The organism is Actinoplanes sp. NPDC020271 (assembly GCF_044388125.1).
Lineage (GTDB): Bacteria > Actinomycetota > Actinomycetes > Mycobacteriales > Micromonosporaceae > Actinoplanes.
In genome coordinates this window covers 179120-204777 of the sequence record NZ_JBIRWQ010000003.1, presented here as the reverse complement: position 1 = coordinate 204777, position 25658 = coordinate 179120, and the positions used below count along the sequence as shown (strand labels likewise).

The following is a 25658-nucleotide window of genomic DNA, read 5'->3' as shown; positions in this document are numbered from 1 at the left end:
GTCCGCGGCGCCCAGCCACCCCAGCCCGCTGCTGCGCCGCCGCCCGTCCGGTCCCGGCCCCGTCCACGGCCCCGTCCGCGCCGTCCAGGCCCGCGACCCCGCGTCCCGTACAGCCCGCTGCGCGCTCCCGCCGGCCAGCCGGTCCTCAGCGTGGTGTCCCACCCTCCAGAACAGCGCTCAGCGCCGGCCGAAGCTTTCTCGGCCGGCGCTGAGCGCCGTTTCCGGCCTGTTGTTACACCCCGGGGAGTCGGCCGACGCGGTGAGTCGCGTGTCCGCCTGGGCCGGGCCGGGGGTCGCGTGCCGCTGTGCGGGTGGGGGTCAGAGGGCGAGGTCTTTGAGGATCCGGGTGGCGGCGTTGTGGCCGGCGGCGCCGATGACGCTGCCCGCCGGGTGGGTGCCGGCCGAGCCCGCGTACAGCCCGTCGACCCCGGTGAAGTACGGCATGCGCTGGTCGAACGCGACGGTGTTGTCCACGTGGTGGATGTGACCGCCGGTGATCCCGAAGTGCCGCTCGATCCCTGGCGGGGTGAGCGGGAACACGTCGGCGACCAGTTCGGAGGTGCCGGGTGCGTAACGGTCGCAGATGGCGAGCAGGCGATCGACGTACCCGGGGAGCTCTTTGTCCCATGAAGTGCCGGCCGGCTCGAACGGGACCGACTGCACGAACAGCGCGGACGAGTGGTGCCCGGCCTCGTCCTGCAGCGACGGGTCGACGGTGGTGTGCAGATACCACTCGATGGTCGGCTCGTCGGGGAGCTTGCCGGCCTGCACGTCGGCCCACATGGCGCGCAGCGCGGCCATCGGCGACTCCCCGGCGCCGGGCAGCAGGTGGATCGTCGACCCGAACGGCGACGGCGATCCTGCCGGCAGGCAGGAGAACTTCGGCAGGTCGCGCAGCGCCAGGTTGACCTTGAGGGTGGTCCCCGGTTTCTTGACCGCCTCCATCCGGTCGGCCAGCGAGGACGGCAGGGTGCCGGAGGGGACCAGGGACATCAGCCGGTACGGATCGCAGCTGCCCAGCACCACCCGGGCGGACACCGAGCGGCCGTCGGCGAGCACGACCCCGCGGGCCGCGCCCCCGTCGACGGTCACCGAGGTCACCACCGCGTCCGTGAACAGGCGCGCCCCGGCCGCCCGGGCCGCGTCGGCGAACGTGCGGGCGACGGTGCCCATGCCGCCCTCGGCGATCAGCCACGTCCCGTCCGAGCCGGGCAGCCGGCACATGTTGTGGACCAGGAAGTTGTGCCCGGTGCCGGGGTCGTCGGGGCCCGCGGTCAGCCCGGACAGGCCGTCGGTCACGGCGTACATGCTGGTCAGAAGTTCGCTCTTGAAGCCGAACCGGGCGAGGTAGTCGGCCACCGAGCCGCGCACGAGATCGAGGAACGTGCTCTGCAGCTGCGGCCGGATGTACCGGTCGGCGATCTGCTCGACCGAGCCCGGCTCCTCCAGCCAGGAGGGCGCGAGGTCGGCCCGGAGTGCGCCGATCTCGACGGCGAGCGCCTCGTCGGCGGCCGCGTCACGAGCCGAGAAGAACGTCTCCAGCTGCCGGCGGGTGGCCTCGCGGTCGCGGCCGAACAGCAGGTACGGCGAGCCGGCGGGCCCGGGTGTCGGCAGGAAGTAGTGCGGGTCGCGGCGCAGCATCGGGATGTCGACGTCGAGCGTCCTCAGCAGCTCGGGCGGCATCAGCCCGAGCAGGTAGGAGCCGGTGGACTGGCCGAGGCCGGGCACCCGGCGGAACGGGTGCTCGGTGCGGGTCGCGCCGCCGAGCACCCCGGCCGCCTCGAGCACGACGACGTCGAGCCCGGCGCGGGCCAGCAGGATCGCGGAGACCAGACCGTTGTGACCGGCTCCGATGATCACCACGTCGGCGCGGTCGGGAATGGGGGTCATGCCGAGCGACGCTACCTCGCGTTGATGCCATCCGCCCTCGGCGATTCATCCGACAAATGGGGCTTGATGGCGTGTGTGGCGGCGAATCCGACAAGGATGATCGTGTGGAAGAGGTAGAGCCACAGGCCGACCGCGACTGTCCCGCCGATCGCGTCGAATCCGCCGAACGGCGTGCCCAGGTTCAGCGGAAGTGAGCAGAACAACACGAAACCGTGCAGGAAACCGGAGAGGTTCGCCGCGGTGAACGAGCCGATCAGCACGGTCGGCGGCCACGGTGGCCGGCCCGGCGCGACATACCGGAAGACCCAGATCACCACCGGGGTCAGCACCAGCCAGGTGGCCAGGAACGACAGGACCACCCCGAGCACCGACCACCAGCCGCCGCGGATCCAGAGCGTGCTGGTCGTCGGCAGGGCCAGGAAGAGCGCGAGCAGCAGCGCCGGCGTGGCGGCCAGCAGCGGCAGCCAGAGCAGCCGGCCGCGCCAGCCGACCAGTGACTCGCCGGAGGTCTTGTGGATGGAGACGAACGCGCGGCGCAGCCCCTCGCCGTAGAGCGTGGCCGGCAACAGGCTGGCCAGCGCCAGCAGCGGAGTCAGGTGCAGGCCGGCGTCGATCAGGGCGGCAAGGGCCCGCGGCGCCCCGATCTCGTCCGGAAGGGCCGCGATGGTACGGCCGGTCAGCCTCCGCACCCGATCGTCGCCGGCGATCAGCCCGGTCAGCCAGATCCCCAGCAACGCGATCGGCACCACCGCGATCCCGCTGTAGAACGTGACCGCCGCCGCGTGCAGCGCGAGATCCCGTCCCCGTAGCGGCCGAGCCACCGCCGCGGCCATGCGCCGCACCCTGTTCACCACGGCGGTCAGGTACCCCGTAGCGGCCCCGCGCTCACCATGGTCTCGCGATCATGGTTACCGATACCTCGCTCACCTTCACCGTCGGGCCCGATCCCGAGCGGATGCGGCCGGCGCCGCGGCACTTCGTCCGGCGCGGCTTCATGATCACCCGGATCGGCGGCTTCGTGACGGCGCAGAGCGGTTACGTCACCGTGCGGACCAGCGGCCCGGCTCCGGAGACGGCGGCCGCGCTGACCGCCTTCGTCCGCACGAGGGTCGCCGGAGCCTGAGCGCGGGCGGTCCGGGAAGATGGGCGCATGCGAGACCTCGTCCTGCTCGGCTCCACCGGGTCCATCGGCACCCAGGCCATCGACATAGTCCGCCGCAACCCCGGCCGGTTCCGGGTGGTGGCGCTCGGGGCCGGTGGTGGCAACGTCGGGCTGCTCGCCGCGCAGGCGCTGGAGCTCGGCGTCGACGTGGTCGGTGTCGCGGCGGCTTCCGTCGTGCAGGATCTGCAATTGGCCTTTTATGCCGAGGCGCAGAAGCGCGGCTGGTCCTCCGGTGACTTCAAACTTCCCAAGATCGTCGCGGGGCCGGACGCGATGACCGAGCTCGCGAAATGGCCCGCCGACGTGGTGCTCAACGGCGTCGTCGGCAGCCTGGGCCTGGCGCCCACCCTGGCCGCGCTCGAGTCCGGCCGGATTCTCGCCCTGGCCAACAAGGAGTCCCTGGTCGCGGGCGGCCCGCTGGTCCGGCGGATCGCCAAGGAGGGGCAGATCGTCCCGGTCGACTCCGAGCATTCCGCGCTCGCGCAGTGTCTTCGAGGCGGACGAGCCGATGAGGTACGTCGTCTGGTGCTCACCGCCAGCGGCGGAGCGTTCCGCGGTCGTCGCCGCGAGGAGTTGACGAACGTCACGCCCGAGGAGGCGCTCAAGCACCCGACGTGGGACATGGGCCCGGTCGTGACGATCAACTCGGCGACGATGGTGAACAAGGCGCTCGAGGTGATCGAGGCGCACGAGCTGTTCGGCGTGCCCTACGACGACATCGAGGTGATGGTCCACCCCCAGTCGGTGCTGCACTCGCTGGTCGAGTTCACCGACGGCTCGACGCTGGCGCAGGCCAGCCCGCCGGACATGCGCCTGCCGATCGCGCTGGCCCTGGCCTGGCCGGAACGGGTGCCGCAGGCCGCCGCCGCGGTCGACTGGACGCTCGCGCACACCTGGGAGCTGCGCCCGCTCGACGACGAGGCGTTCCCCGCGGTCGAGCTGGCCAAGGAGGCGGGACGCACCGGGCGCTGCCGTCCTGCGATCCTCAACGCGGCGAACGAGGAGTGTGTAGCCGCTTTCGTCGCGGGTCGGCTACCGTTCTTGGGCATCGTCGACACCCTGGAGCGGGTGCTCGCGGCGGCCCCGGACTTCGCGGAGCCGGGTACCGTCGATGACGTGCTGGCCGCAGAAGCCTGGGCGCGTGCCCAGGCGCAGCGGACGATCGCGACTGTGGCTGAAGGAGCCTGATGCTGTTCTGGCTGGGTTGTGCGGCCTTCGCGCTGACCATCCTGATCTCGGTGAGCCTGCACGAGCTGGGTCACATGATCACCGGGAAGCGCTTCGGCATGAAGGTGACTCAGTACTTCGTGGGCTTCGGCCCGACGATCTTCTCGTTCAAGCGGGGTGAGACCGAGTACGGGTTGAAGGCGATCCCGCTCGGCGGCTTCTGCAAGATCGTCGGGATGACCCCGCAGGACGACGACGTCCTCCCGGAGGACCAGCCGCGGGCGATGTGGCGCTTCCCGGTCTGGAAGCGGACGATCGTGATGTCGGCCGGCTCGATCACCCACTTCCTGCTGGCCCTGGCCGGCGCGTGGGCGATGGCCGCCACGGTCGGCCTGCCGAACATCCACCTGCCGCAGACCAGCGCGGACCAGCGCTCCTACCCGGCCATCATCGACGTCGGCGAGTGCCTCCCGGTGCAGACCGAGCTGAAGAAGCTGGACGCGGACGCGCAGAAGGCCGCGGCGAGCGCCGAGTGCAAGCCGGGCGTCAACGGCGCGATCGTGCCCCCGGCCAAGGCCGCCGGCCTGCGGACGCTGGACCGGATCACCAAGGTCGGCCAGACCCCGGTGGAGAACTACGGGCAGCTCACCGACGCGATCCGAGCCTCCGCCGCCGGCCCCACCGTGTTCGAGTATGTGCGCGACGGCAAGCCCGGCAGCGCCACCGTGAACCTGATCAGCGACGAGCGCGCGCCGATCGAGGACCCGAAGGGCAAGGTCTCGGTCGTCTCGGTCGCCGGGCTCGGCTGGGACACCGACCAGCCGTACGTGGTGAAGTACAGCGTGGCCGGCGCCGTCCCCGCCGCCGGGGAGTACGGCTGGTACCTGGTGGAGAACTCGTTCAAGGCGATGGGGAAGATCCCGCAGAAGATCCCGGCGCTGTGGCACTCGATCACCGGTGACGAGCGTGACCCGGACACCCCGATCAGCGTGATCGGCGCGAGCCGGCTCGGCGGTGAGGCGATCGAGAAGGGCGTGCCCGAGGTCTTCTGGCAGATCTTCATCTCGCTCAACGTGTTCATCGGCCTGTTCAACCTGCTGCCGCTGCTCCCGCTGGACGGTGGTCACATCGCCATCGCGTGGTATGAACGGGTCCGCTCCGCGCTCTACAAGCGGCTGCGGCGACCCGATCCGGGGCGTGTCGACTACTACAAACTGATGCCGCTCACCTACGCGGTCATTCTGATCGGTGGTGCGTTCACCCTGTTGACCGCTACCGCTGACATCATCAACCCGATCACCATCTTCAAGTGAGTAGTGAGATGACTGCGATCAGCCTCGGCATGCCTGCCGTCCCCCCGCCGCCGCTGGCCCCGCGCCGGCAGAGCCGTCAGATCAACGTCGGTGGTGTCCTGGTCGGTGGCGGTGCCCCGGTCAGCGTCCAGTCGATGACCACCACGCTCACCTCGGACGTCAACGCGACGCTGCAGCAGATCGCCGAGCTGACCGCGTCCGGCTGCCAGATCGTCCGGGTCGCCGTGCCGTCGCAGGACGACGTCGAGGCGCTGCCCGCGATCGCCAAGAAGTCGCAGATCCCGGTGATCGCCGACATCCACTTCCAGCCGAAGTACGTGTTCGCCGCGATCGACGCCGGCTGCGCCGCGGTTCGGGTCAACCCGGGCAACATCCGGCAGTTCGACGACAAGGTCAAGGAGATCGCGAAAGCGGCCTCCGGCGCCGGCGTCCCGATCCGGATCGGCGTCAATGCCGGCTCGCTCGACAAGCGCCTCCTGGAGAAGTACGGCAAGGCCACCGCCGAGGCGCTGGTCGAGTCGGCGCTCTGGGAATGCTCGCTCTTCGAGGAGCACGGCTTCCGCGACATCAAGATCTCCGTGAAGCACAACGACCCGGTCGTCATGATCCGGGCGTACCGGCAGCTGGCCGAGCAGTGCGACTACCCGCTGCACCTGGGTGTGACCGAGGCCGGGCCGGCGTTCCAGGGCACGATCAAGTCGGCCGTGGCGTTCGGCGCACTGCTCGCCGAGGGCATCGGCGACACCATCCGGGTCTCGCTCTCCGCCCCGCCGGTCGAGGAGATCAAGGTCGGTCAGCAGATCCTCGAGTCGCTCGGCCTGCGCGAGCGTGGCCTGGAGATCGTCTCCTGCCCGTCCTGCGGCCGCGCCCAGGTCGACGTTTACACGCTCGCCGAGCAGGTCACCGCCGCGCTCGACGGCTTCCCGGTGCCGCTGCGGGTGGCCGTGATGGGCTGCGTCGTGAACGGGCCCGGCGAGGCTCGCGAAGCCGACCTCGGGGTCGCCTCCGGCAACGGCAAGGGACAGATCTTCGTCAAGGGCAAGGTCATCAAGACCGTGCCCGAGTCGATCATCGTGGAGACGCTGGTCGAGGAGGCGCTGCGCTTGGCCGACGAGATGGGCGCCGAGCTGCCGGACGAGCTGCGCGAACTGCTCCCGGGACCGGTCGTCACGGTGCATTGAGTTTGATGGCTGCTGTGCTTGATGGCTGCTGTGCTTGATGGCTCCGCTGTGCTTGATGGCTCCGCTTCGCTCCGCGGCAAAACGCCTAGTAACCGGGGAGGAGGCAGTTGATTTTCCGCCGCCCGCATACCCCGCGGGCGGCGGAAAATCAGCTGCCTCCTCCCCGGCGGCGTTTTGCGGGGTGGGAGTTGCCGGATGATGGGAGGCTCGGTCAGCGCTCGGTGCGGGGCTGTGCTGTGCGGGGCGGTGCGGGGCTGTGCGGGGCGGTGCGGGGCTGTGCTGTGTGGGGTGGGTCAGAAGAGGACTGTGGCGAAGGCGCCGGCGGAGACGAAGCCGCAGTGCTGGTAGACGCGGCGCGCTGACGTGTTGTAGTCGTTGACGTAGAGGCTGACCGTCGGCGCGACCCGGCTCAGAGCGTCGTTGACCACCGCGGCCATCGCCGCCGTGGCGATTCCGCGCCCGCGATATTCCGGGTGCACCCAGACGCCCTGCACCTGCGTCGTGCGCCGGGTGATGATCGCCAGCTCGGCCTTGAAGATCACCTGATCGCCGACGAACCGCGCGTAGGCCCGCTTCCCCTTGACCAGCTCGGCGACCCGTCGACGGTAGCCGCGGCCACCGTCGTCCTGCAGCGGCGAGACCCCGACCTCCTCGGTGTACATCGCGACCGCGGCCGGGAACAGCTGATCCACCTCACCGGGCCGGACCAGGCGCACCCCGGGGTCGGCGGCGACGGCCGGCGAGCGATCGGTGACCAGCAGCGGCTGGTTGGGCCGCACGTCCCGGGCGCGACCCCAGTGCACGCTTAGCCGATCCCACAGGTCGAGGACCGCCTCGGCCCGCCCGATGATCGACGAGCAGATCCGTGGCTCGTGGCTGAGCAGGTCGGCAAAGGCGGCGATGGCCGGCGGGGTGGCGCCGACCGGCACCAGGTGCGCGCCGGACCAGATGATCGACTCGACGCGGCGGGCGGGCTCATATCCGTAGATCCGCCCGTCGGAACGCCACCAGTTCAGGCCATGAGCGGCGACCCGCTCGGCGATCTGGGCACCCGCATAGGGGTCGGCGTCCAGAATCCGCTCGACCGCAGCACGCTCCGGCTCACCGAGCTGGCGAATGGGCACCGTCAACACAGCTACCACATTGCCAGATCCTGGCCTGTCGACACGCATGGCAACCCCATCAGTTCCGAAACCCTTGCGGACGGCAGTTCTCCGATATATCGTCTAGCTATCGACAACAGAACGGAGAAGATCATGAGATTCCCACACGAGGGTCATCACGGACATCGGCTGCGCGGGTTCGGCTTCCCGCCCGGCTTCCCCTTCGGCCCGGGCGGTCCCGGCGGCTTCGGCCCCGGTGGCCCGTTCGGTCCCGGCGGCGGTGAGTCCGGCCGGCGCGGCGGCGGTCGCCGTGGCGGTCGCGGCCGGCCCAACGTCCGCCCGGCCGTGCTGGCGCTGCTCCTGGAGCGCCCGATGCACGGCTACGAGATGATTCAGGAGCTCGACGCCCGCACCAACGGCATCTGGCGTCCCAGCCCCGGCTCGATCTACCCGACCCTCCAGCTGCTGGAGGACGAGGGTCTGATCGAGGCGACCGTCGGCGGTGGCCGCAAGAGCTTCCAACTGACCGCCGACGGCCGGCCCGAGGCCGAGACCGCCGCGCAGAATCCGCCGTGGGCCCAGTTCGGCGACGAGACGCTCAACCAGGTGCAGGACTTCCGCGACGCGGCGGTCGGCATCTTCAGTGCGCTCAAGCAGGTCGGCTTCTCCGGCACGCCGGAGCAGCAGCAGCGGGCGCTCGAGGTTCTGAACGACACCAAGCGCAAGCTGTACGCGATTCTCGCCGACAGCGAGTGATCACCGATGACCGCGGAAAACCTGAGGCCGCTGCCGGTCCAGGCCCGCGCGAAAGGAGCGCAATCCGTTGGGTTGCGCTCCTTTCGCTTCGGTACGCCGTTTGCCCCGCTCCTCGCGTTCGCCCTGGTCACGCCGAGCGTCGCCCGGTCACGCCTCGTCAGCCCGGCCGGCGTGAGCGTCAACTCGGCCGGGGTGAGCGTCAACTCGGCCGGGGTGAGCGTCAACTCGGCCGGCGTGAGCGTCAGCCCGCCCGGCGTGAGCGTCAACTCGGCCGGGGTGAGCGTCAACTCGGCCGGCGTGAGCGTCAGCCCGCCCGGGTGAGCGTCAACCCGGCCGAGGCGAGCCTCGATCTGGCCGGGGCGGGCATCGTTCCGGCCGGGCCGGGTTCAGTCGAGCTCGGTCAGCCCCAGCAACTCGTGCAGCGCGCCCTGCCCGTCCGGCGTGACCCGGACTGCCCGGCCCGACCCGATCCGCGCCACCCAGCGCCGGTCGAGGAACGTCTCGCAGACCCGTGCCCCGGCCAGCCCGCCGAGGTGTGACCGCCGTTCCGTCCAGTCCAGACACGCCCGTGCCAGTGGCCGCCGACCGGCCCGCAACCGTTCCGGCGCCACTCCCAGCCGCTCGGTGAGCCAGTTCAGCCCGTCGTCGGTGACCGCGAACCCGCCCGCCTGGTCGATCAGCCCCGCGCCGGTCAGCGCGTCGGTGACGGCCACGCCGAGGCGCCCGGCCAGGTGGTCGTAACACGTCCGGCCGCGGCGCAGCGCGGCGTCGGCCGTCGCCGCCCGCAGCCCGCGCGCCGGTGGAAGACCCGGTTCCAGGCGCGCGGTGATGTCCTCCAGGAGCGCGGCGACTCCGGGGTCGGCCAGCCGGACATACCGGTGCCGGCCCTGCCGTGCCTCGGTCAGCAGCCCACCGGCGAGCAGCCGGTCCAGATGCTCGGTGGTCGTGGACCTGGCCACCCCGGCGTGCGTGGCCAGCTCACCGGCGGTCCAGGCCCGGCCGTCGAGCAGGGCCAGGCACATCGCGGCCCGGGTCCGGTCGGCGAGCAGCGCCGCGAACGTCGCCAGCTCGGAGGCATCACTCATGACCCTATTGTTTGCCGGTGACAGTTCGCCCGGCGCCGAACCCTCGGGCCGCGTCCGGGTCGATGTTCGGGCTGACCTTCGGCGAGTACGTGGACTGCCTCGCCCCCCTCGGCGACGCCCGGGCCTGGCGCCGCGACTGGTCAGAAACGGTCAGGCGGGGCGGCCCAGGGCGGCGATCAGGGACGTCAGGGCGGGGAAGCCGCCGCGCTCCAGCTCCGGGGTGGGGAGCAGGGCCATCACCGGCACGGTGACGCCGGCGTCGGCGTAGGCCTGGACGCGGGTGCGGACCTGGTCCGGCGGGCCGTGCACGATCAGCTCGTCGACCAGGGAGTCCGGGATGGCGGCGAGGGCGCCCTTGCGGTCGCCGGACTCCCAGGCCTGCCACATCGGGGCGAGGATCTCCGAGCGGCCGAGCCAGCGGTGGAACACAGCGTAGGCCGGAACGGTCAGGTATGACGTGATGAGGCGCCGGCCGATGGTCCGGGCGTAGGTCTCGTCGGCGGTCGGGACGACGAAGATGCGGGTGGCCACGTCGAAATCCGGGCCGGTGTCCTTGATCTCGGCCAGGGCGGTGTGCACGTCGGCGGCGGAGAGCCAGTTGAGGATCACCCCGTCGGCCTCGGCGGCGGCCAGGTGCAGCATCTGCGGGCGCAGGGCGGCCAGCAGGAGCTGCGGCGGGACGGCCGGTGGACGTTCCAGCCGGAAGCGTTTCACGGTGAACGTGGGGAACTCCTGGTCGACCAGCTCGCCGGCGAGTGCGGCGCGCAGGAAGCGGAGAGTGTCGCGGCTGCGGGCGAACGGCTTGACGAAGTCGGCCGCGTTCCAGTCGCCGGCCACCACGGGCGACGACGCGCCGATGCCGAACTGGAACCGCCCGGGCGCGGTCTCGGCGAGCGCCGCCGCGGTCATCGCCAGCAGGCCGGGGCCGCGCGTGTAGACCGGGGTGATCGCCGTGCCGAGCCGCAGCCGTGGCTCCCAGGCCGCGGCGAGAGTGAGCGGCGTGAACGCGTCGGTGCCGGCCACCTCGCTCGACCACGCGTCGGTGAACCCGGCATCGGCCAGGGCGGTGAAGACGGCAGCGTGATCGGCCAGCGGAACGCCGCCGAGCGGCACGGTCATGCCCCAGCGCATCGACATGACCACGATCCTGCCGTCCGGACCGGCGTGATGTCCACCACCTGTGGATTGTTCCACGTTCTGCCGCGGGTATGTTTTTAGACTGACCGGTCAGTACAATTAAGGAGCCCTCATGTCGGTGCTGAGCGCGTCCGGTGCCGGAGTACGACACCATCGGCGCTGGCTCCTGCGCGACCTCGACCTCACGGCCGGCCGCGGCGAGATCGTCGCCGTCACCGGCCCGCCCGGCAGCGGCCGGACCAGCACGGTGCTCGCTCTCGCGGGCAAGTTGCGGTTGTCCGCGGGCAAGGTTGCCCTCGGGGGTACGTCGGCACTCGCGCACGTGACCGGTGTCAATGACCCCGAGCCGGTGTTCACCGTCCGGGAGCACGTGGCGGAACGGCTGGCCCTGCTCGGGCGTCCGCGCCGGGAGGCGGCCGCGGTCGACCTGCACGGGCTGGACCCGGGGCTGCGGGGGAGCGACCTCACGCCGTACCAGAAGCAGGTCCTGGGGTTGATCCTGGCCCGCCTGGCGAAACCGGCGCTGATCGCGCTGGACGGGGTGGACAGCGGGCTGGACGAGCAGGAGCAGGCCGCGCTCTGGGCGTTGATCGGCGAGGTGATCGCGGAGGGCGTGACGGTGCTGGTCACGGCGCGTGCGGTCGATCCGGGGCGGGTGTCGCGGGTGGTGCTGCTGGACGATCCGCAGTCGGGCGAGCCGGGTCACGCGCGGGTCCAGGAGTCCCCGCCGCCTGTGGACGGGCCTGTGGAAGAAGCGCCGGCCAACGATGAGCCGGTCGAAGAAGCGCCGGTCGAAGAAGCGCCGGTCGAAGAAGCGCCGGTCGGCGAAACGCGCACCGAAGAAGCACCTGCCGAGGGTGAGCCGGCCGATAAAGCGCCGATCGGCGAAGCGCCCGTGGAAGACATTGAGGAGCGGGGTAAAAAATGATCGGCTTCTCGGCCCTGTCCCTGGCCGGCCTGGAACTCCGCCGTTTCTTCCGCAGTCGCCTGACCGCCGCCGCCCTGGCCGTCCTGGCGGTCGTCCCGCTGCTCTACGGCGCGCTTTATCTCTACGCCTTCTGGGATCCTTACGGCCGGCTCAACCACATTCCCGCCGCCCTGGTCATCGAGGACAAACCGGCGAAGGACCAGGACGGCGACGTCGTCAATGCCGGGCACGACCTGGCCGACAAGCTGATCGAGCGTCAGGTCTTCGACTGGGACGTCGTCGACGCGAAGGCCGCCGAGTCCGGTCTGCAGGACGGCAGGTATCAGATCGAGCTACGTATTCCGGCCGATTTCTCGGCCCATCTGGCCGCCGCGCCGAATGCCGCTCGCAATCCGGAGAATGCGCAGTTGAGCGCCGTTTCCGACGATTCCACCAACTACCTTTCCGGTGTCTTCGCCCGTACTGCTTTCGACGAGGTCCGCTCGGCCGCCAGCGCCAGTGCCTCGGCGAAGTACTACGACCGGATGCTGATCGGGTTCACCGATCTGAAGGCGCAGACCGAGAAGGCCGCCGACGGCGCCGGCCGGCTCGCCGACGGCGCCGGGTCGATCCACCAGGGCGCCGCGAAGGAGGCCGCCGGCATCGACGACGCGCACGCCGGCGCCGGTGAGATCGCCGGCAAGCTGGGCGCCGCGGGTCAGGGCGCCGGCCGGCTCGCGGACGGTCTGGAGCAGCTGGAGACCGGCGCCGGCCAGCTCGCGTCGGGCACCGCCCGGGCCGCGACCGGCGGGCGTCAACTGGCCACCGCCGTCGACGCCGCGGCGGACAAGGTCGAGCCGGTGCTGCGGGACAACGCGCAGACCATCGAGGACGCGGCCACCCTGGTCGCGAACGGCGCGGATCTGCTCGCCAAGAACGTCGGCGCGATCGACGACGCCGCCGACCAGGCCGTGCGGGACGCCGAGAACCTGCAGAAGCAGCTGGACGAGCTGCCCGGCAGCGACGGCCTGCCCGAGGCGAAACGGCTGGCCGCGCGCCTGGTCGCCGACGCCGAGAAGATCCAGCAGCGGGTCGACGCGGCCGACCTGGACGGGCTGCGCGCCACGCTCCGGGACGTGTCCAGGAACGCCCGCGCGGTGGCCGCCGCCGCCCCGCACCTGGCCGACGACGTCGCGAACGCCCGGGCCCAGGTGGACAAGCTCGCCGACGGGCTGGACCAGCTCGCCACCGGCGCCAAGACGCTGCAGACCGGCACGGCGCAGGCCGCGGACGGGGCGAACGAACTGGAGAACGGGGTCTACCGGCTGGCCGGCGGGGCGCGTGAGCTGGACGGCGGGCTGGCCGAGCTCTCCGACGGCGGGCACCGGATCGCGGACGCCCTCACCGACCTGCAGGACGGGGCCGGGCAGCTCGCGGACAAGCTCGCCGACGGTGCGAAGGAGATTCCCGCGTACGACGACGCGTCCGACCGTTCCGGGGTCCTCGCCGACCCGGTCTCGCTCGACCGGGTGGTGCGCAACCCGGCCGGCACGTACGGCGTCGGCTTCGCCCCGTACTTCCTGGCCCTGGCCCTCTGGGTCGGCGCGATGATCAACTACATGCTGCTGCGGCCGTTGAACCGCCGCTACCTGGCGTCGGGCGCACCCGCGCCCCGCGTCGCCCTGGCCGGCCTGCTCCCCGGCGTGCTGATGGGTCTGATCCAGGCCGTGCTGCTGTACAGCGTGGTCCGTTTCGGCCTCGGCCTGTCCCCGGTCCACCCGTGGGTCAGCCTCGGCCTGCTGGCCGGCACCGCGACCGTCTTCGCCGCGATCATGCAGCTGATCGGGGCCGCGCTCGGGGCGCCGGGGCGGATCGTCGCGCTGGTGCTGCTGATGTTCCAGCTCACCTCGTCCGGCGGGACGTACCCGGTGCAGACCACGCCCGGGTTCTTCCAGACCGTTCACCCGTTGCTGCCGATGACGTACGTCGTCGAGGCCATGCGTCACGCGATCGACGGCGGGCAGTCCGGGCCGATCGTGCACGGCGCTGTCGTCCTGGCCGGGTTCGGTCTCGTCGCCTTCCTGCTCTCGGTCGTGGTCGCCGGTCGGAAACGCCGCATGCGCACCACCGACCTGCACCCCGAGCTGGTCCTCTAGCCTGGGCTCGTGGCGAGTGACGGACGGGGCCGGCGGCGGGCGGACACCCGGCAGAAGCTGTACGAGGCGGCCGTGCAGCTGATCGCCGAGAAGGGTTTCACCGAGACCACGGTGGACGACATCGCCCTGCGGGCCAACGTGGCCAAGGGCACGGTCTACTACAACTTCAAGTCCAAGAGCGACCTCTTCGAGGAGCTGCTCCGGCACGGGGTCGGGCTGCTCACCGACGAGTTCCGCGCCGCGGTGGAGGGCCTGGAGCCGCGCGAGGCGGTGCGGGCGCTGGTCCGGGCGCAGCTGTCCTACATCCAGCGGTACCGGGCCTTCGCCCAGCTGCTGGTCTCCGAGATGTGGCGGACCAACCGGGAGTGGCAGCAGACCCTGGTGCTGCTTCGCGAGCAGGCGATCGGCGTGATCGCCGAGACGGTCCAGGCCGGGGTGGACTCCGGTGCGCTCCCGGCCGACCTGGACGTGCGGGTCGCGTCCGCGGCCCTGTTCGGGGTGGGGCTGGTGGTTGCGGTGGACTGGCTGGTCTTCCAGCCGGACCGGCCGATCGAGGACGTCGAGGAGTCCATGCTGGCGATCGTCCGCCGCGTCGCCTGAGTTGGTGATCTTGCTGTCGGGATCTACGCTCACGGGCCAGTGGACGGCGGCCGGAGGATCGGATGAGGTCACGCGGGGTGCTTCTCGGCTCGGGCATCGCCCTGGTCGTCGCCGGCACGCTCGCCGCCTGGTGGGGGATCGGGGACATGACCGATCCGGATCTGCTGCGGCAGGGCATCGAGCCCGACTACGGCTACGAGCCGATCACCTTCGGCGCCACCGGTGACCGCCTGATCGGCATCGTGGCCTGCGTCGTCGCCGTTGCCGCCGCGGTTCTGCTGCTGGGGGCGACCGTCACCCGCCGGCTGCGCGCGGCCTGGTGGTTCGTGCTGGTCCCGCTGGTCGTGACCGGTCTGCTGGCGGCGCTCGTCCAGCGGGTGCTGACCGCCGGCGTGATCGGCGGCAACATCGGTGGTGGGCTGCTGGCCATGGCCGCGACGCCGATCATGCTGGCCCTGGTGGCCACCGCTGTCGCGGTCGCGAGCCGCCTGTCCCGCCCGCGACACCCCGCCTGGCTCCCGCAGCAGGGCTGAGCTTCCGGCCGGAATCGGCTGAGGCGGTGAGCGCGGCCGGGGCCCGGACCGCGACGGCGGTTGCGGGCGGTCACGGGCGCGGCGGCGGTCCCGGGTGGGGCGGCGGTCCCGGGCGGGGCGGCGGTTGCGGGCGGTCCGGGCGGGGCGGCCGGAGGCGTGCAGGGGCGCGCTCCACGCCTCGTACGGGAAAGGGGTTCGAAGGATCTTGATCGTGGCCCGCATCAGGTTGCAGACATTGACGGGGGCTTGCGTCATTGCAGGTCAAGTGTCAGGTGGGCGAAAAAATCTACAGCGGCGACTCTAGAAATCCGCGGCGATCAGGCATATGTTTGCTGGGTCGGTTTCGGCCGGCACAGCAACTGGCAAAGACGCTGAGTTGGAGAAGGAGGACGAGATACCGCAGCAACGCGTAGTCACGACGTCCCCGACCCGACGTGAGGTGATCGCAGCCGATGCCCATCACTCCGGTCGACTGCTAGCGGCACGCAGCCGGTCGACCACCTGCGCCGGCCTTTGAGCCGGCACAAGCCGGCCCAGTGAGCCGGCACAAGAATTGAAAAGCCAGGGCCCCGGTTACCCGCCGGGGCCCTGGACTCAGTTGAGGGGACCATGCCCGGGAACGAGGACGACGCCGACCTCGGCGCGTACACCATGGGCCGGTCGGCCGAGTTGATCGGCGTGACGCAGGCCTTTCTCCGCTCTCTGGACGGCACCGGCCTGATCGAGCCCGAGCGCTCGGCCGGCGGCCACCGCCGCTACTCCCGTCACCAACTTCAGCTCGCCGAACGGGTCCGGCTCCTGCTCGACGAGGGTTTCCTGCTCGCCGCCGCGGTCCGGATCGTCACCCTGGAGGACCGCCTGGCCGCCGCGCACCGGCGGATCGTGGAGCTGGGCGGCGAACTCGGCCCCGGCGAGGACGCCACGATCCCGATGCAGACCCGCCGCGATACCCGGGCTCGACAGAACATGTAAATCTTTCTGCATGCTGAGCATGCCGTCGTGGCACATCGAGGAGTGGCGACGGCCGGGACCGACCGCCAAGCAGCGCCGCACCGACCTGCTGGTGGGTCTGCTGGTCGCGGCCGTCGCCGTCGTCAGCCTCTACCTGCAGCGCAGTTACGGGAGCGGGCACAGCGAGCACGCTCCGCCGGTCGCCGAGCAGATCTGGTGGGCGGTGGTGACGACGCTGCCGCTTGCCTGGCGCCGCCGGGCGCCGGAACTGACCGGAGTGATCATCTCGGTCGCGTTCATCGCCGGGCAGTACCGCCTGTCGCAGGAACGGATGATCACGACGTACGCCCTGTTCGCGGCCATCTACACGATCGGCGCATGGGGCCCGGACCGGCAGCGCGCGCGAACCCTCCGGCTGGTGATCATCGCGGCGATGTTCGCGTGGCTGACGCTGTCGTTCGCGTTGTATCACGACGTCTTCAAGGTGTCCGAGATGACCGGCGCGTCCGGTGAGCTGCCGCCCCTGCCGTCGTTGATCTTCACGTACTACCTGCAGAACATCGTGTTCTTCGGGTTCACCTACCTGATGGGCGACGCCGCCTGGCGCGCGGTCTACCGCCGGCACCGGCTGGAGGAGCAGGCCGAGGAGCTGCGCGCGGCTCAGGAGGCGGCGGCCGGTCGCGCCGTGCTGCAGGAACGGGTCCGGATCGCCCGGGAACTGCACGACGTCGTCGCGCACCACGTCTCGGTCATGGGCATCCAGGCGTCCGCGTGCCGCCGCGCGCTGGAGAAGGACCCGGTCAAGGCGGTGACCGCGCTGACCGCCGTCGAGCAGGGCGCGCGGACCGCGGTCGAGGAACTGCGCCGCATGCTGGGGGCGTTGCGTGCGACCAGCGCCGAGTCCGAGGCGGCGCCGGGCGCGGGCATCGACCGGATCGAGGAGATCGCCGAACGGGCCCGTGAGTCCGGCCTCGAGGTGCACTTCGGGACGTACGGCGACCCGGCGCCCCTGCCCGATTCCCTGTCCCGGGCAGCCTTCCGGATCGTGCAGGAGTCGGTGACCAATACCCTCAAGCACGCGCGGGCGAGCACGCTCGACATCCGCGTCCGCTACCTCGCCGGGGAACTCGAACTGGACGTGGCCGACGACGGGCACGGCGGGACCGGTGCGAGCGGCAGCGGCATGGGACTGATCGGGATGCGGGAGCGGGTGACGGTGCACGACGGCACGCTGGAACACGGCCGGCGCAGTGGCGGTGGTTATCGCGTACGCGCGAGATTGCCTTACGGTGCGACGGCGGGGAGCCCCTCATGATCCGGGTCCTCCTCGCGGACGACCATCAGCTGGTGCGCTCGGGATTCCGGGTCATCCTCGAGATGGAGGACGACATCACGGTGGTCGGTGAGGCCGCCGACGGCGCCGCGGCGGTCGACCTCGCGCTGCGGCTGCGGCCCGACGTCGTCCTGATGGACGTCGAGATGCCGGAGATGGACGGGCTGGAGGCGACCCGCCGGATCGCGGCCGGCGGCGGCCCGTCGGTGCTGATCCTGACCACCTTCGACCGCGACGACTACCTGTTCGCGGCGTTGCAGGCCGGGGCCAGCGGGTTCCTGCTGAAGAACGGCACGCCGGAAGCGCTGACCGAGGCCGTCCGGGTGCTGGCGGCCGGTGACGCGCTGCTCGCCCCGGCGGTCACCCGGCGCGTCATCGCCGAGTTCAGCACGCCCCGGCAACGGTCCCCCGAACCCGGCGTCCGGCTCGGCGAGCTCACCCCGCGCGAGCACGAGGTCCTGGTCGAGCTGGCCGGGGGCGCGACGAACGCGGAGATCGCCACCGCTCTGCACCTCGGCGAGACGACCGTGAAGACGCACGTCAGCCGGGTCCTGATGAAGCTCGGCGCCCGGGACCGGACACAGGCGGTCGTCCTCGCGTACGAGATGGGTGTGGTCCGTCCTTCGCAGGGATGACCCCGGCGGGTCCGCCGCCGGCCGGACGCCCCGACCGGCCGGAGAGCCTAGCGTCAATGCCCATGAACACCGATCTCAGCGTCGACGCGGTCGACCGGTCGTTCGGCGACCGGCAGGTCCTCAAGGACGTGTCGTTCACCGTGGCGTCCGGCCGGCTGACCGGATTCGTCGGGGCCAACGGCGCCGGCAAGACCACCACCATGCGGATCATCCTGGGCGTGCTGGCCGCCGACGCGGGCACGGTGACCTGGCGCGGCGCGCCGCTCGACCGGGAGATCCGGCAGCGGTTCGGCTACATGCCGGAGGAACGCGGCCTCTACCCGAAGATGAGCGTCCTCGACCAGATCGTCTATCTGGGCCGGCTGCACGGACTGGACGCGGTCACCGCCCGCCGCCGCACCATGGCCCTGCTCGAACGCCTCGAACTGGCCGGACGCGCCAACGACCACGTGCAGAAGCTGTCCCTCGGCAACCAGCAGCGCGCGCAGATCGCCGCCGCTCTGGTCCACGACCCGGAACTGCTGGTCCTCGACGAGCCGTTCTCCGGCCTCGACCCGCTGGCCGTCGACAACGTGGTCGCCGTCCTGCGTGAACGGGCCGCCGCCGGGGCCGCGGTGCTCTTCTCCAGCCACCAGCTCGACGTCGTCGAACGCCTCTGCGACGACCTGGTGATCATCGCGGACGGCACGATCCGCGCCGCCGGCGACCGGGCCGGGCTGCGCGAGCAGTACGCCCTCCCGCGCTACGACATCGAGGTCGGCGGCGACGCCGGCTGGCTGCGCGACCAGGCCGGCGTCACCCTGATCGACCTCGACGGGCGGCACGCCGTCTTCGACCTGGACCCCGGCACCCCCGACCAGACGATCCTGCGCGCCGCCCTCGACCGCGGCCCGGTGCACGCGTTCGGTCCCGTCCGCCCCTCGCTCGCCGAGATCTTCCGAGAGGTGATCCAGTGACCACGTTCCAGGCCGCTCAGCTCGTCGCCGCCCGCGAGCTGCGCACCAAGCTGCGCGACAAGGCGTTCCTCTTCGGCACGGTGTTCTTCCTGGTCATCGTGGCGGCTTCGTTCCTGCTGCCGTCGATGCTGAACGGCGGGCCGACCAAGGTCGCCGTCACCGACAGCAGCTCGGTCAGCGCCCTGCAGGCCGAAGGCCTCGAAGTGCGGACCGTCGCCGACTCGGCCACCGCCGAACAGCTCGTCCGTGACGGCGAGGTCGACGCCGCGGTGCTGCCCGGCCCCGAAGTGATCGCCGAGGACGACGCCCCCGACGAGGTGGTCAAGGCGCTCAGCACCGAACCTCAGGTCCGCCTCCTCGAACCCAGCGACGTCGCACCGGTCCTCAAGGTGCTGGTGCCGATCGCGTTCGCGATGCTCTTCTTCTTCACCTCGTTCACGTTCGGCATGCAGATCGCGCAGAGCGTCGTCGAGGAGAAACAGACCCGGATCGTCGAGATCCTGGTGGCCAGCGTCCCGGTCCGGGCCCTGCTCGCCGGCAAGGTGTTCGCCCTCACCGCGCTCGCCTTCGCTCAGGTCGCGCTGCTCGCCCTGGTCGCGGTCGTCGGCCTGAGCGCCACCGACGCCGCCCCCGGGCTGGTCTCCGCGGTCATCCCCGCCGTCGGCTGGTTCGTGCCGTTCTTCGTCCTCGGGTTCGTGATGCTGGCCTCGCTCTGGGCCGGAGTCGGCGCGCTCGCCTCCCGCCAGGAAGAACTCGCCAGCACCACGGTCCCGGTGCAGATGCTCGTCCTGATCCCGTTCTTCTTCGCGATCAGCGTCCCGCACGACGGCATGCTGATGCGGGTGCTCTCCTACATCCCGTTCTCCGCCCCGATCGCGATGCCGATCCGCCTCTTCGACGGCGAGGCGGCGGCGTGGGAACCGGTGGTCTCGCTGATCCTGCTCGCGCTCACCGCGGTGGCTCTGCTCGGCGTCGGCGCCCGCATCTACACCGGATCGCTGCTGCGCACCCAGGTCCGCACGTCCTTCCTGGCGGCGTTGAAGAAAGCCTGATCGAAACCGCTTTTCCGGTACGGCGTGAGCCGCCCGTCCGCAGACGGCGACGCCGCCCGGCAACCACTCGGGGCCGCGACGCGAGTCGCGGCCCCGAGTGGTCTCACGGTGGTTCTCCGAGGGCCATGACGACGGTGGGAGCCGGCCGTCGGCCGGGACTCGCGGCTGGGCGGGAGTCGGCTGGGCATCGCGTGGCGGCTCGCGTGGGGGCGGGCGGCTCACGACGTACGCGCGAACGGGGTGGGGGAAAAGCGGCGATGCGGGGCGGGCGCTCGCGGCCGTGCCGCCGCGTGCGGGAAGAGAGAGGTGACCGCGCCCCGCACCGCCGCGGGAGGGTTGTCGACAACCCGGGCGGTGAACCTGCCGAGGGACCGCCCTGCTGCCACCAAGGCTCGCACCGGCCGCGACAACCGGCAACGCAATTAACGCTGATCATTGACGGCCGTAACACAGCGGAGCGATCATCACCGAAACCCGTGGCTCAGGTCACACCTTCGGCATAGGGAGCTCGCGCATGAGCACTGAACCAGCCGCCGTCACCAGCACCGACGAGGAACGTCTCGCGCAACTCGGGTACAAGCAGGAACTTCACCGCCGGCTGTCCGGCTTCTCCAATTTTGCCGTCTCCTTCTCGATCATCTCGATTCTGGCCGGTGCGATCACGTCCTATGTGATCGCGATGAACGCCGGTGGGCCGTTCGCGATCACGATCGGCTGGCTGTTCGTCGGCGTCATGGTGACGCTGGTGTCGCTGGCGATGGCCGAGGTGTGTTCGGCCTATCCGACGGCGGGCGCGCTCTACTGGTGGGCCGCGGCGCTGGCCAAGCGGAACAAGGCGGCCTGGGCCTGGTTCATCGGCTGGTTCAACTTCCTCGGCGAGGTCGCGGTGACCGCGGCGATCGACTTCGGGGCGGCGATCACCACAGCCGCGTTCCTGAGCCTGACGTTCGACATGGAGGTCACGCCGGGGCGGACGTTCCTGATCTTCCTGGTCATCATCGTGGCGCACGGGCTGCTGAACACGTTCGGCGTGAACCTGGTGCGGGTGCTCTCCGACGTCAGCGCCTGGTGGCACCTGGTCGGGGTCGCGGTGATCGTGGTGCTGCTGGCCGTCATCCCGGACCAGCACAAGCCGGTCTCCGAGGTGTTCTTCGAGGTGCGCAACTCGACCGGGTTCGGGTTCGGCGGGGCGACGGTCTACGCCGTCCTGATCGGACTGTTGATGGCGCAGTACACCTACACCGGGTACGACGCGTCCGCGCACGTCGCCGAGGAGACGCACGACGCGGCGAACGCGGCCCCGCGCGGCATCGTGATGTCGGTGGTGGTGTCGGTGCTCGCCGGGTTCGTGCTGCTCTTCGCGATCACCTGGTCGATCCAGGACTACGAAGCGGAGGCGGCCACGGATCTGGGCCTGCCGCCGGCGCAGATCTTCATCGACGCGGTCGGGCACGACCTGGGCACGTTCCTGCTGTTCATCTGCATGGTCGCGCAGTGGTTCTGCGGGATGGCGTCGGTGACCGCGAACTCCCGCATGTCGTACGCGTTCGCGCGCGACGGCGCCCTGCCCGGCTCGCGCCTGTGGAAGCAGGTCAACCCGCGCACCGGCACACCGACGAACTCGATCTGGCTGTGCGTGACGATCTCGACGATCCTGGTGCTTCCGTCGCTCTGGAACACCACCGCGTACGCCGCGGCCACGTCGATCGCGGTGATCGGCCTGTACATCGCGTACGTGGGACCGGTCTTTCTCCGTCGTCGCAAGGAGGATTTCCAGGTGGGGCCGTGGAACCTCGGCAAGTGGAGTGCCCCGGTCGGCTGGATCTCGATCGTCTGGGTGGTGATCATCTGCGTGCTGTTCGTGCTCCCGACGACCGGCCCGATCACGGCGAAGAACTTCAACTACACGATCGTCGCGGTGGCGATCGTCGTCGGCGGCGCGACGATCTGGTGGTTCGCGAGTGCCCGCAAGTGGTTCACCGGCCCGCGCTCCAACCTGTTGGAGAAAGCGGCGCACGGCGAGCAGACCATGCCGACGGTCAACGACTGATAGGACTGATCCATGGATCTCGAGGACCTGGACGTAGCGGTCGGCAACGGCTCGATCGACACCGTTCTGCTGGCGCTCACCGACATGCAGGGGCGGTTGCAGGGCAAGCGGCTGCACGGCCGTTACTTCATCGACGAGGTGGTCAGCGGCGGTAGTGAGGGTTGCAACTATCTGCTGGCGGTGGACGTCGACATGAACACCGTCGACGGCTACGAGATGTCCTCCTGGTCGACCGGTTACGGCGACTTCGTGATGCGGCCGGACTTCGGCACGCTGCGCAAGGTGCCGTGGCAGCCGGGCACCGCGCTGGTGCTGGCCGACCTGTTCGACACCGCGGGGGCGCCGGTCGCGGCGTCCCCGCGGCAGATCCTGCAGCGACAGCTGGACCGGCTGGCGGCGCACGGGCTGACCGCGTTCGCCGGGACCGAGCTGGAGTTCGTGCTCTACCGCGACACCTACGAGCAGGCCTTCGACCGCGGCTACAAGAATCTGACCCCGGCGAATCAGTACAACGTGGACTACTCGTTGCTCGGCACCGCGCGCGTGGAACCACTGCTCCGCAGAATTCGCAACGAGATGTACGGCGCGGGCCTGCTCCCGGAGAGCGCCAAGGGCGAGTGCAATTTCGGTCAGCACGAGATCGCGTTCCGATACGCGGACGCGCTCGCCGCGGCGGACAACCACGTGATCTACAAGAACGGCGCGAAGGAGATCGCCGCGCAGGAGGGCATGGCGCTGACGTTCATGGCCAAGCCCGACGAGCGCGAGGGCAACTCCTGTCACATCCACTTCTCGCTGCGCGGCGAGGACGGGAAGTCGGCCATGCTCGGGGACGGGCCGGCCCACCTGAGCGTCACCGGGCAGCGCGTGCTGGCCGGGCTGCTCGCTACGATGCGCGAGTTCAGTCTGCTCTTCGCGCCGAACATCAACTCGTACAAGCGGTACCAGCCGGGGTCGTTCGCGCCGACCGCGCTGCGCTGGGGCGTGGACAACCGGACCTGTGCGCTGCGGATCGCCGGTCACGGCCAGGGCATGCGGGTGGAGAACCGGGTGCCGGGAGGCGACGTGAACCCGTACCTGGCGATCGCCGCCCTGGTCGCGGGCGCGGTGCACGGCATCGAGTCCGAGTTGACGCTGGAGGACGAGTTCGCCGGGAACGCGTATCAGGACGCGAGCGCCGGGCGGGTGCCGGGAACGTTGCGCGAGGCGACCGACCTCTGGGCGTCCTCGGAGAAGGCGGCCGCGGCATTCGGGGCGGATGTGGTCGCTCACTACGCCAACATGGGACGGGTGGAACTGGCCGCTTTCGACGCCGCGGTGACCGACTGGGAACTACGCCGTGGATTTGAGCGCCTGTGAGTGTGAGGATCTTGGCGTGAGCACAACTGAGGTGATCAATCCGGCGACCGGTGCGGTGTTCACGACCGTACCGTCGCTGGATCTGGCCGGCACCGACGCGGCGATCGAGCGGGCGGCGAAAGCCTTCGAAGGGTGGCGGGCGGTCGCCCCCGGTGACCGCGCGCGGCTGTTGCGCCGCTTCGCGGCGGTCGTCGAGGAGCACCTCGAAGAGCTGGCCCGATGGGAGGTACGCAACGCCGGGCACACGATCGGCAATGCGCGCTGGGAGGCCGGCAACGTCCGGGATGTCCTGAACTACTACGCCGGCGCGCCCGAGCGGCTCTCGGGCCGGCAGATCCCGGTGGCCGGCGGCCTGGACGTGACGTTCCACGAGCCGCTCGGCGTGGTCGGGATCATCGTGCCGTGGAACTTCCCGATGCCGATCGCGGCCTGGGGTTTCGCCCCGGCTCTGGCCGCCGGCAACACGGTCGTTCTCAAGCCGGCCGAGCTCACCCCGCTGACCGCGATCCGGCTCGGCGAGCTGGCTCTCGACGCCGGTCTGCCGGAGGGCGTGTTCCAGGTGCTGCCGGGCAAGGGCAGCGTGGTCGGGCAGCGGTTCGTGACGCATCCGGCGGTCCGCAAGGTGTGTTTCACCGGTTCCACCGCGGTCGGCAAGTCGATCATGGCGGGTTGTGCCGACCAGGTGAAGCGGGTGACCCTCGAACTGGGTGGCAAGTCCGCGAACATCGTCTTCGCGGACGCCGACCTGGAGAAGGCGGCGGCCTCGGCTCCGGGGGCGGTGTTCGACAACGCGGGGCAGGACTGTTGTGCTCGGTCGCGGTTGCTGGTCGAGGCGTCGGTCTACGACAAGTTCCTCGCGCTGCTGGAGCCGGCCGTCCGGAACTTCCGGGTAGAGGACCCGTCCAATGATTCGTCGGAGATGGGCCCGCTGATCTCTGCCGGTCAACGCGACGTCGTGGCGTCCTACGTGGACGGTGCTGACGTGGCCTTCCGCGGCGAGAGGCCGGACAGCGACGGCTGGTGGTTCCCGCCGACCGTGCTGCTCGCTTCCGGAGCGGAGGACCGCCACTGGCGGGAGGAGATCTTCGGCCCGGTCGTGAGCGTCCTCCCGTTCCGCGACGAGGCCGAGGCGATCCGCCTGGCCAACGACACGGAGTACGGACTGTCCGGCTCGATCTGGACCCGTGACGTCGGCCGCGCCCTGCGAGCCGCCCGCGCGGTCGAGACCGGCGCGCTCAGCGTCAACAGCAACTCGTCGGTGCGGTACTGGACCCCGTTCGGCGGGATGAAGCAGTCCGGCCTCGGCCGCGAACTGGGTCCGGACGCGCTGCTGTCGTTCACCGATGTGAAAAACGTGTTCCTGGCTACGGGAGATTGATAGTGGAGCGTTTGCAGGACCGGGTCGCCGTGATCACCGGCGCCGGCAGCGGCATCGGCCTGGCCACCGCCCGGCGGTTCGCCGCCGAGGGTGCCAAGGTCGTTGCGGTCGACATCTCGGAACAAGCCGGCAAGGCCGTCGCGGCCGAGGTCGGCGGCGAGTTCGTGGCCTGTGACGTCGCGGACGAAGAGCAGGTCAAGGCGCTCTTCGACGGTGTCGTCGAGCGGCACGGACGGCTCGACATCGCGTTCAACAACGCCGGCATCTCGCCGCCCGACGACGACTCGATCCTGGTCACCGGGATCGACGCGTGGGAACGGGTCATCAAGGTCAACACGACCAGCGTCTTCTTCTGCTGCAAGTACGCGATCCCGCACATGCAGCGGCAGGGCAAGGGCTCGATCATCAACACGGCCTCGTTCGTGGCGCTGCTCGGGGCGGCGACGTCGCAGATCGCGTACACCGCGAGCAAGGGCGGCGTGCTGGCGATGACCCGGGAGCTGGGCGTGCAGTTCGCCCGCGAGGGCATCCGGATCAACGCGCTCTGCCCCGGCCCGGTCGCCACCCCGCTGCTGCAGGAGCTGTTCGCCAAGGACCCGGAGCGGGCCGCCCGCCGGCTGGTGCACGTGCCGATGGGCCGGTTCGCCGAGCCGGAGGAGATCGCCGCCGCGGTGGCGTTCCTGGCCAGTGACGACGCGTCGTTCATGACCGCGTCCCAGTTCGTCGTCGACGGCGGGATCACCGGGGCGTATGTGACGCCGTTGTAAAAGTTTAAGGCCTGCCAGAGCGGGAACGGGACCTCTACACAGGGGTCGAATCCCTGCTCAGGCGGGTTCAGATCCTCGTCTGAGGTAGGACAGAAGGGCCCGTCGCGGGGGGGCGGGGGGCGGGGCCGCCCCCCCGGCCCGCGCGGGCGACCAGTGGGCGGGGGATAAGGGGGTGGGATGGGGGGCT

Annotated in this window: 24 protein-coding genes; 19 read left to right on the top strand and 5 right to left on the bottom strand. The window is 70.7% G+C overall.

Annotation, left to right across the window (positions count from 1 at the left end; all coding sequences use genetic code 11):
- Positions 1 to 318: 318 nt before the first annotated feature.
- The gene (locus ACH442_RS08255; RefSeq protein WP_396337253.1) at positions 319 to 1890 is read right to left on the bottom strand and encodes a phytoene desaturase family protein; all 1572 of its coding nucleotides are present in this window, start codon (positions 1888 to 1890) and stop codon (positions 319 to 321) included.
- A gap of 11 nt (positions 1891 to 1901) precedes the next feature.
- Positions 1902 to 2723, bottom strand: a complete 822-nt coding sequence (locus ACH442_RS08250; protein WP_396337252.1) for a YhjD/YihY/BrkB family envelope integrity protein — start codon at positions 2721 to 2723, stop codon at positions 1902 to 1904.
- A gap of 71 nt (positions 2724 to 2794) precedes the next feature.
- Here ACH442_RS08250 and ACH442_RS08245 point away from each other — a divergent pair, with 71 nt between their 5' ends.
- The 4 genes from ACH442_RS08245 to ispG are packed head-to-tail and all read left to right on the top strand — an operon-like array spanning position 2795 to position 6713.
- Positions 2795 to 3013: a hypothetical protein gene (locus ACH442_RS08245; protein ID WP_396337251.1), complete on the top strand. Its 219-nt coding sequence runs from the start codon at positions 2795 to 2797 to the stop codon at positions 3011 to 3013.
- 27 nt (positions 3014 to 3040) lie between these two features.
- Positions 3041 to 4240, top strand: a complete 1200-nt coding sequence (gene dxr, locus ACH442_RS08240; protein WP_396337250.1) for a 1-deoxy-D-xylulose-5-phosphate reductoisomerase — start codon at positions 3041 to 3043, stop codon at positions 4238 to 4240.
- Complete coding sequence (locus ACH442_RS08235; RefSeq protein WP_396337249.1) at positions 4240 to 5532, top strand: M50 family metallopeptidase; 1293 nt, start codon at positions 4240 to 4242, stop codon at positions 5530 to 5532. The genes dxr and ACH442_RS08235 overlap by 1 nt, the downstream gene beginning before the upstream one ends.
- Positions 5533 to 5540: 8 nt before the next feature.
- Positions 5541 to 6713 (top strand): flavodoxin-dependent (E)-4-hydroxy-3-methylbut-2-enyl-diphosphate synthase, encoded by a 1173-nt coding sequence (gene ispG / locus ACH442_RS08230; RefSeq protein WP_396337597.1) that lies wholly within the window; start codon positions 5541 to 5543, stop codon positions 6711 to 6713.
- A 293-nt stretch (positions 6714 to 7006) separates the two neighbouring features.
- Here the strand turns inward: ispG and ACH442_RS08225 are convergent, their stop codons facing one another.
- Positions 7007 to 7846, bottom strand: coding sequence for a GNAT family N-acetyltransferase (locus tag ACH442_RS08225; RefSeq protein WP_396337248.1), 840 nt, complete (start codon positions 7844 to 7846; stop codon positions 7007 to 7009).
- Positions 7847 to 7969: 123 nt separating this feature from the next.
- On the opposite strand from ACH442_RS08225, the gene ACH442_RS08220 reads away from it, so the two are divergent.
- A complete protein-coding gene (locus ACH442_RS08220; protein ID WP_396337247.1) occupies positions 7970 to 8572 on the top strand; it encodes a PadR family transcriptional regulator in 603 nt (200 codons plus the stop codon).
- A 72-nt stretch (positions 8573 to 8644) separates the two neighbouring features.
- Complete coding sequence (locus ACH442_RS08215; RefSeq protein ID WP_396337246.1) at positions 8645 to 8893, top strand: hypothetical protein; 249 nt, start codon at positions 8645 to 8647, stop codon at positions 8891 to 8893.
- Between the two features lie 65 nt (positions 8894 to 8958).
- Here the strand turns inward: ACH442_RS08215 and ACH442_RS08210 are convergent, their stop codons facing one another.
- Both ACH442_RS08210 and ACH442_RS08205 read right to left on the bottom strand, forming a co-directional pair.
- Positions 8959 to 9657, bottom strand: coding sequence for an ArsR/SmtB family transcription factor (locus ACH442_RS08210; protein ID WP_396337245.1), 699 nt, complete (start codon positions 9655 to 9657; stop codon positions 8959 to 8961).
- Between the two features lie 150 nt (positions 9658 to 9807).
- Entirely contained in the window at positions 9808 to 10794 is a 987-nt protein-coding gene (locus ACH442_RS08205) for an LLM class F420-dependent oxidoreductase (protein WP_396337244.1), read from the bottom strand.
- A 112-nt stretch (positions 10795 to 10906) separates the two neighbouring features.
- Between ACH442_RS08205 and ACH442_RS08200 the strand changes: the two genes are divergently transcribed.
- From ACH442_RS08200 to ACH442_RS08140, 13 genes are all read left to right on the top strand, one after another.
- A complete protein-coding gene (locus ACH442_RS08200; protein ID WP_396337243.1) occupies positions 10907 to 11722 on the top strand; it encodes an ATP-binding cassette domain-containing protein in 816 nt (271 codons plus the stop codon).
- Positions 11719 to 13857, top strand: a complete 2139-nt coding sequence (locus tag ACH442_RS08195) for a YhgE/Pip family protein (RefSeq protein WP_396337242.1) — start codon at positions 11719 to 11721, stop codon at positions 13855 to 13857. The genes ACH442_RS08200 and ACH442_RS08195 overlap by 4 nt, the downstream gene beginning before the upstream one ends.
- Positions 13858 to 13866: 9 nt before the next feature.
- Positions 13867 to 14457, top strand: a complete 591-nt coding sequence (locus ACH442_RS08190) for a TetR/AcrR family transcriptional regulator (RefSeq protein WP_396337241.1) — start codon at positions 13867 to 13869, stop codon at positions 14455 to 14457.
- 62 nt (positions 14458 to 14519) lie between these two features.
- Positions 14520 to 14990 (top strand): hypothetical protein, encoded by a 471-nt coding sequence (locus tag ACH442_RS08185; protein ID WP_396337240.1) that lies wholly within the window; start codon positions 14520 to 14522, stop codon positions 14988 to 14990.
- A gap of 609 nt (positions 14991 to 15599) precedes the next feature.
- A complete protein-coding gene (locus ACH442_RS08180; protein ID WP_396337239.1) occupies positions 15600 to 15962 on the top strand; it encodes a MerR family transcriptional regulator in 363 nt (120 codons plus the stop codon).
- Positions 15963 to 15981: 19 nt separating this feature from the next.
- Positions 15982 to 17256, top strand: a complete 1275-nt coding sequence (locus ACH442_RS08175; RefSeq protein ID WP_396337596.1) for a sensor histidine kinase — start codon at positions 15982 to 15984, stop codon at positions 17254 to 17256.
- Positions 17253 to 17909, top strand: a complete 657-nt coding sequence (locus tag ACH442_RS08170) for a response regulator (RefSeq protein ID WP_396337238.1) — start codon at positions 17253 to 17255, stop codon at positions 17907 to 17909. Before ACH442_RS08175 ends, ACH442_RS08170 begins: the two co-directional genes overlap by 4 nt.
- Positions 17910 to 17971: 62 nt before the next feature.
- Entirely contained in the window at positions 17972 to 18865 is an 894-nt protein-coding gene (locus ACH442_RS08165) for an ABC transporter ATP-binding protein (protein WP_396337237.1), read from the top strand.
- The gene (locus ACH442_RS08160) at positions 18862 to 19917 is read left to right on the top strand and encodes an ABC transporter permease (RefSeq protein WP_396337236.1); all 1056 of its coding nucleotides are present in this window, start codon (positions 18862 to 18864) and stop codon (positions 19915 to 19917) included. The genes ACH442_RS08165 and ACH442_RS08160 overlap by 4 nt, the downstream gene beginning before the upstream one ends.
- Before the next feature lie 514 nt (positions 19918 to 20431).
- The gene (locus tag ACH442_RS08155) at positions 20432 to 21967 is read left to right on the top strand and encodes an amino acid permease (RefSeq protein WP_396337235.1); all 1536 of its coding nucleotides are present in this window, start codon (positions 20432 to 20434) and stop codon (positions 21965 to 21967) included.
- Positions 21968 to 21979: 12 nt separating this feature from the next.
- Complete coding sequence (locus ACH442_RS08150) at positions 21980 to 23326, top strand: glutamine synthetase family protein (protein WP_396337234.1); 1347 nt, start codon at positions 21980 to 21982, stop codon at positions 23324 to 23326.
- Positions 23327 to 23342: 16 nt separating this feature from the next.
- Positions 23343 to 24704, top strand: coding sequence for an aldehyde dehydrogenase family protein (locus tag ACH442_RS08145; RefSeq protein WP_396337233.1), 1362 nt, complete (start codon positions 23343 to 23345; stop codon positions 24702 to 24704).
- Entirely contained in the window at positions 24704 to 25471 is a 768-nt protein-coding gene (locus ACH442_RS08140; RefSeq protein ID WP_396337595.1) for a 3-oxoacyl-ACP reductase, read from the top strand. Before ACH442_RS08145 ends, ACH442_RS08140 begins: the two co-directional genes overlap by 1 nt.
- Positions 25472 to 25658: the final 187 nt, after the last annotated feature.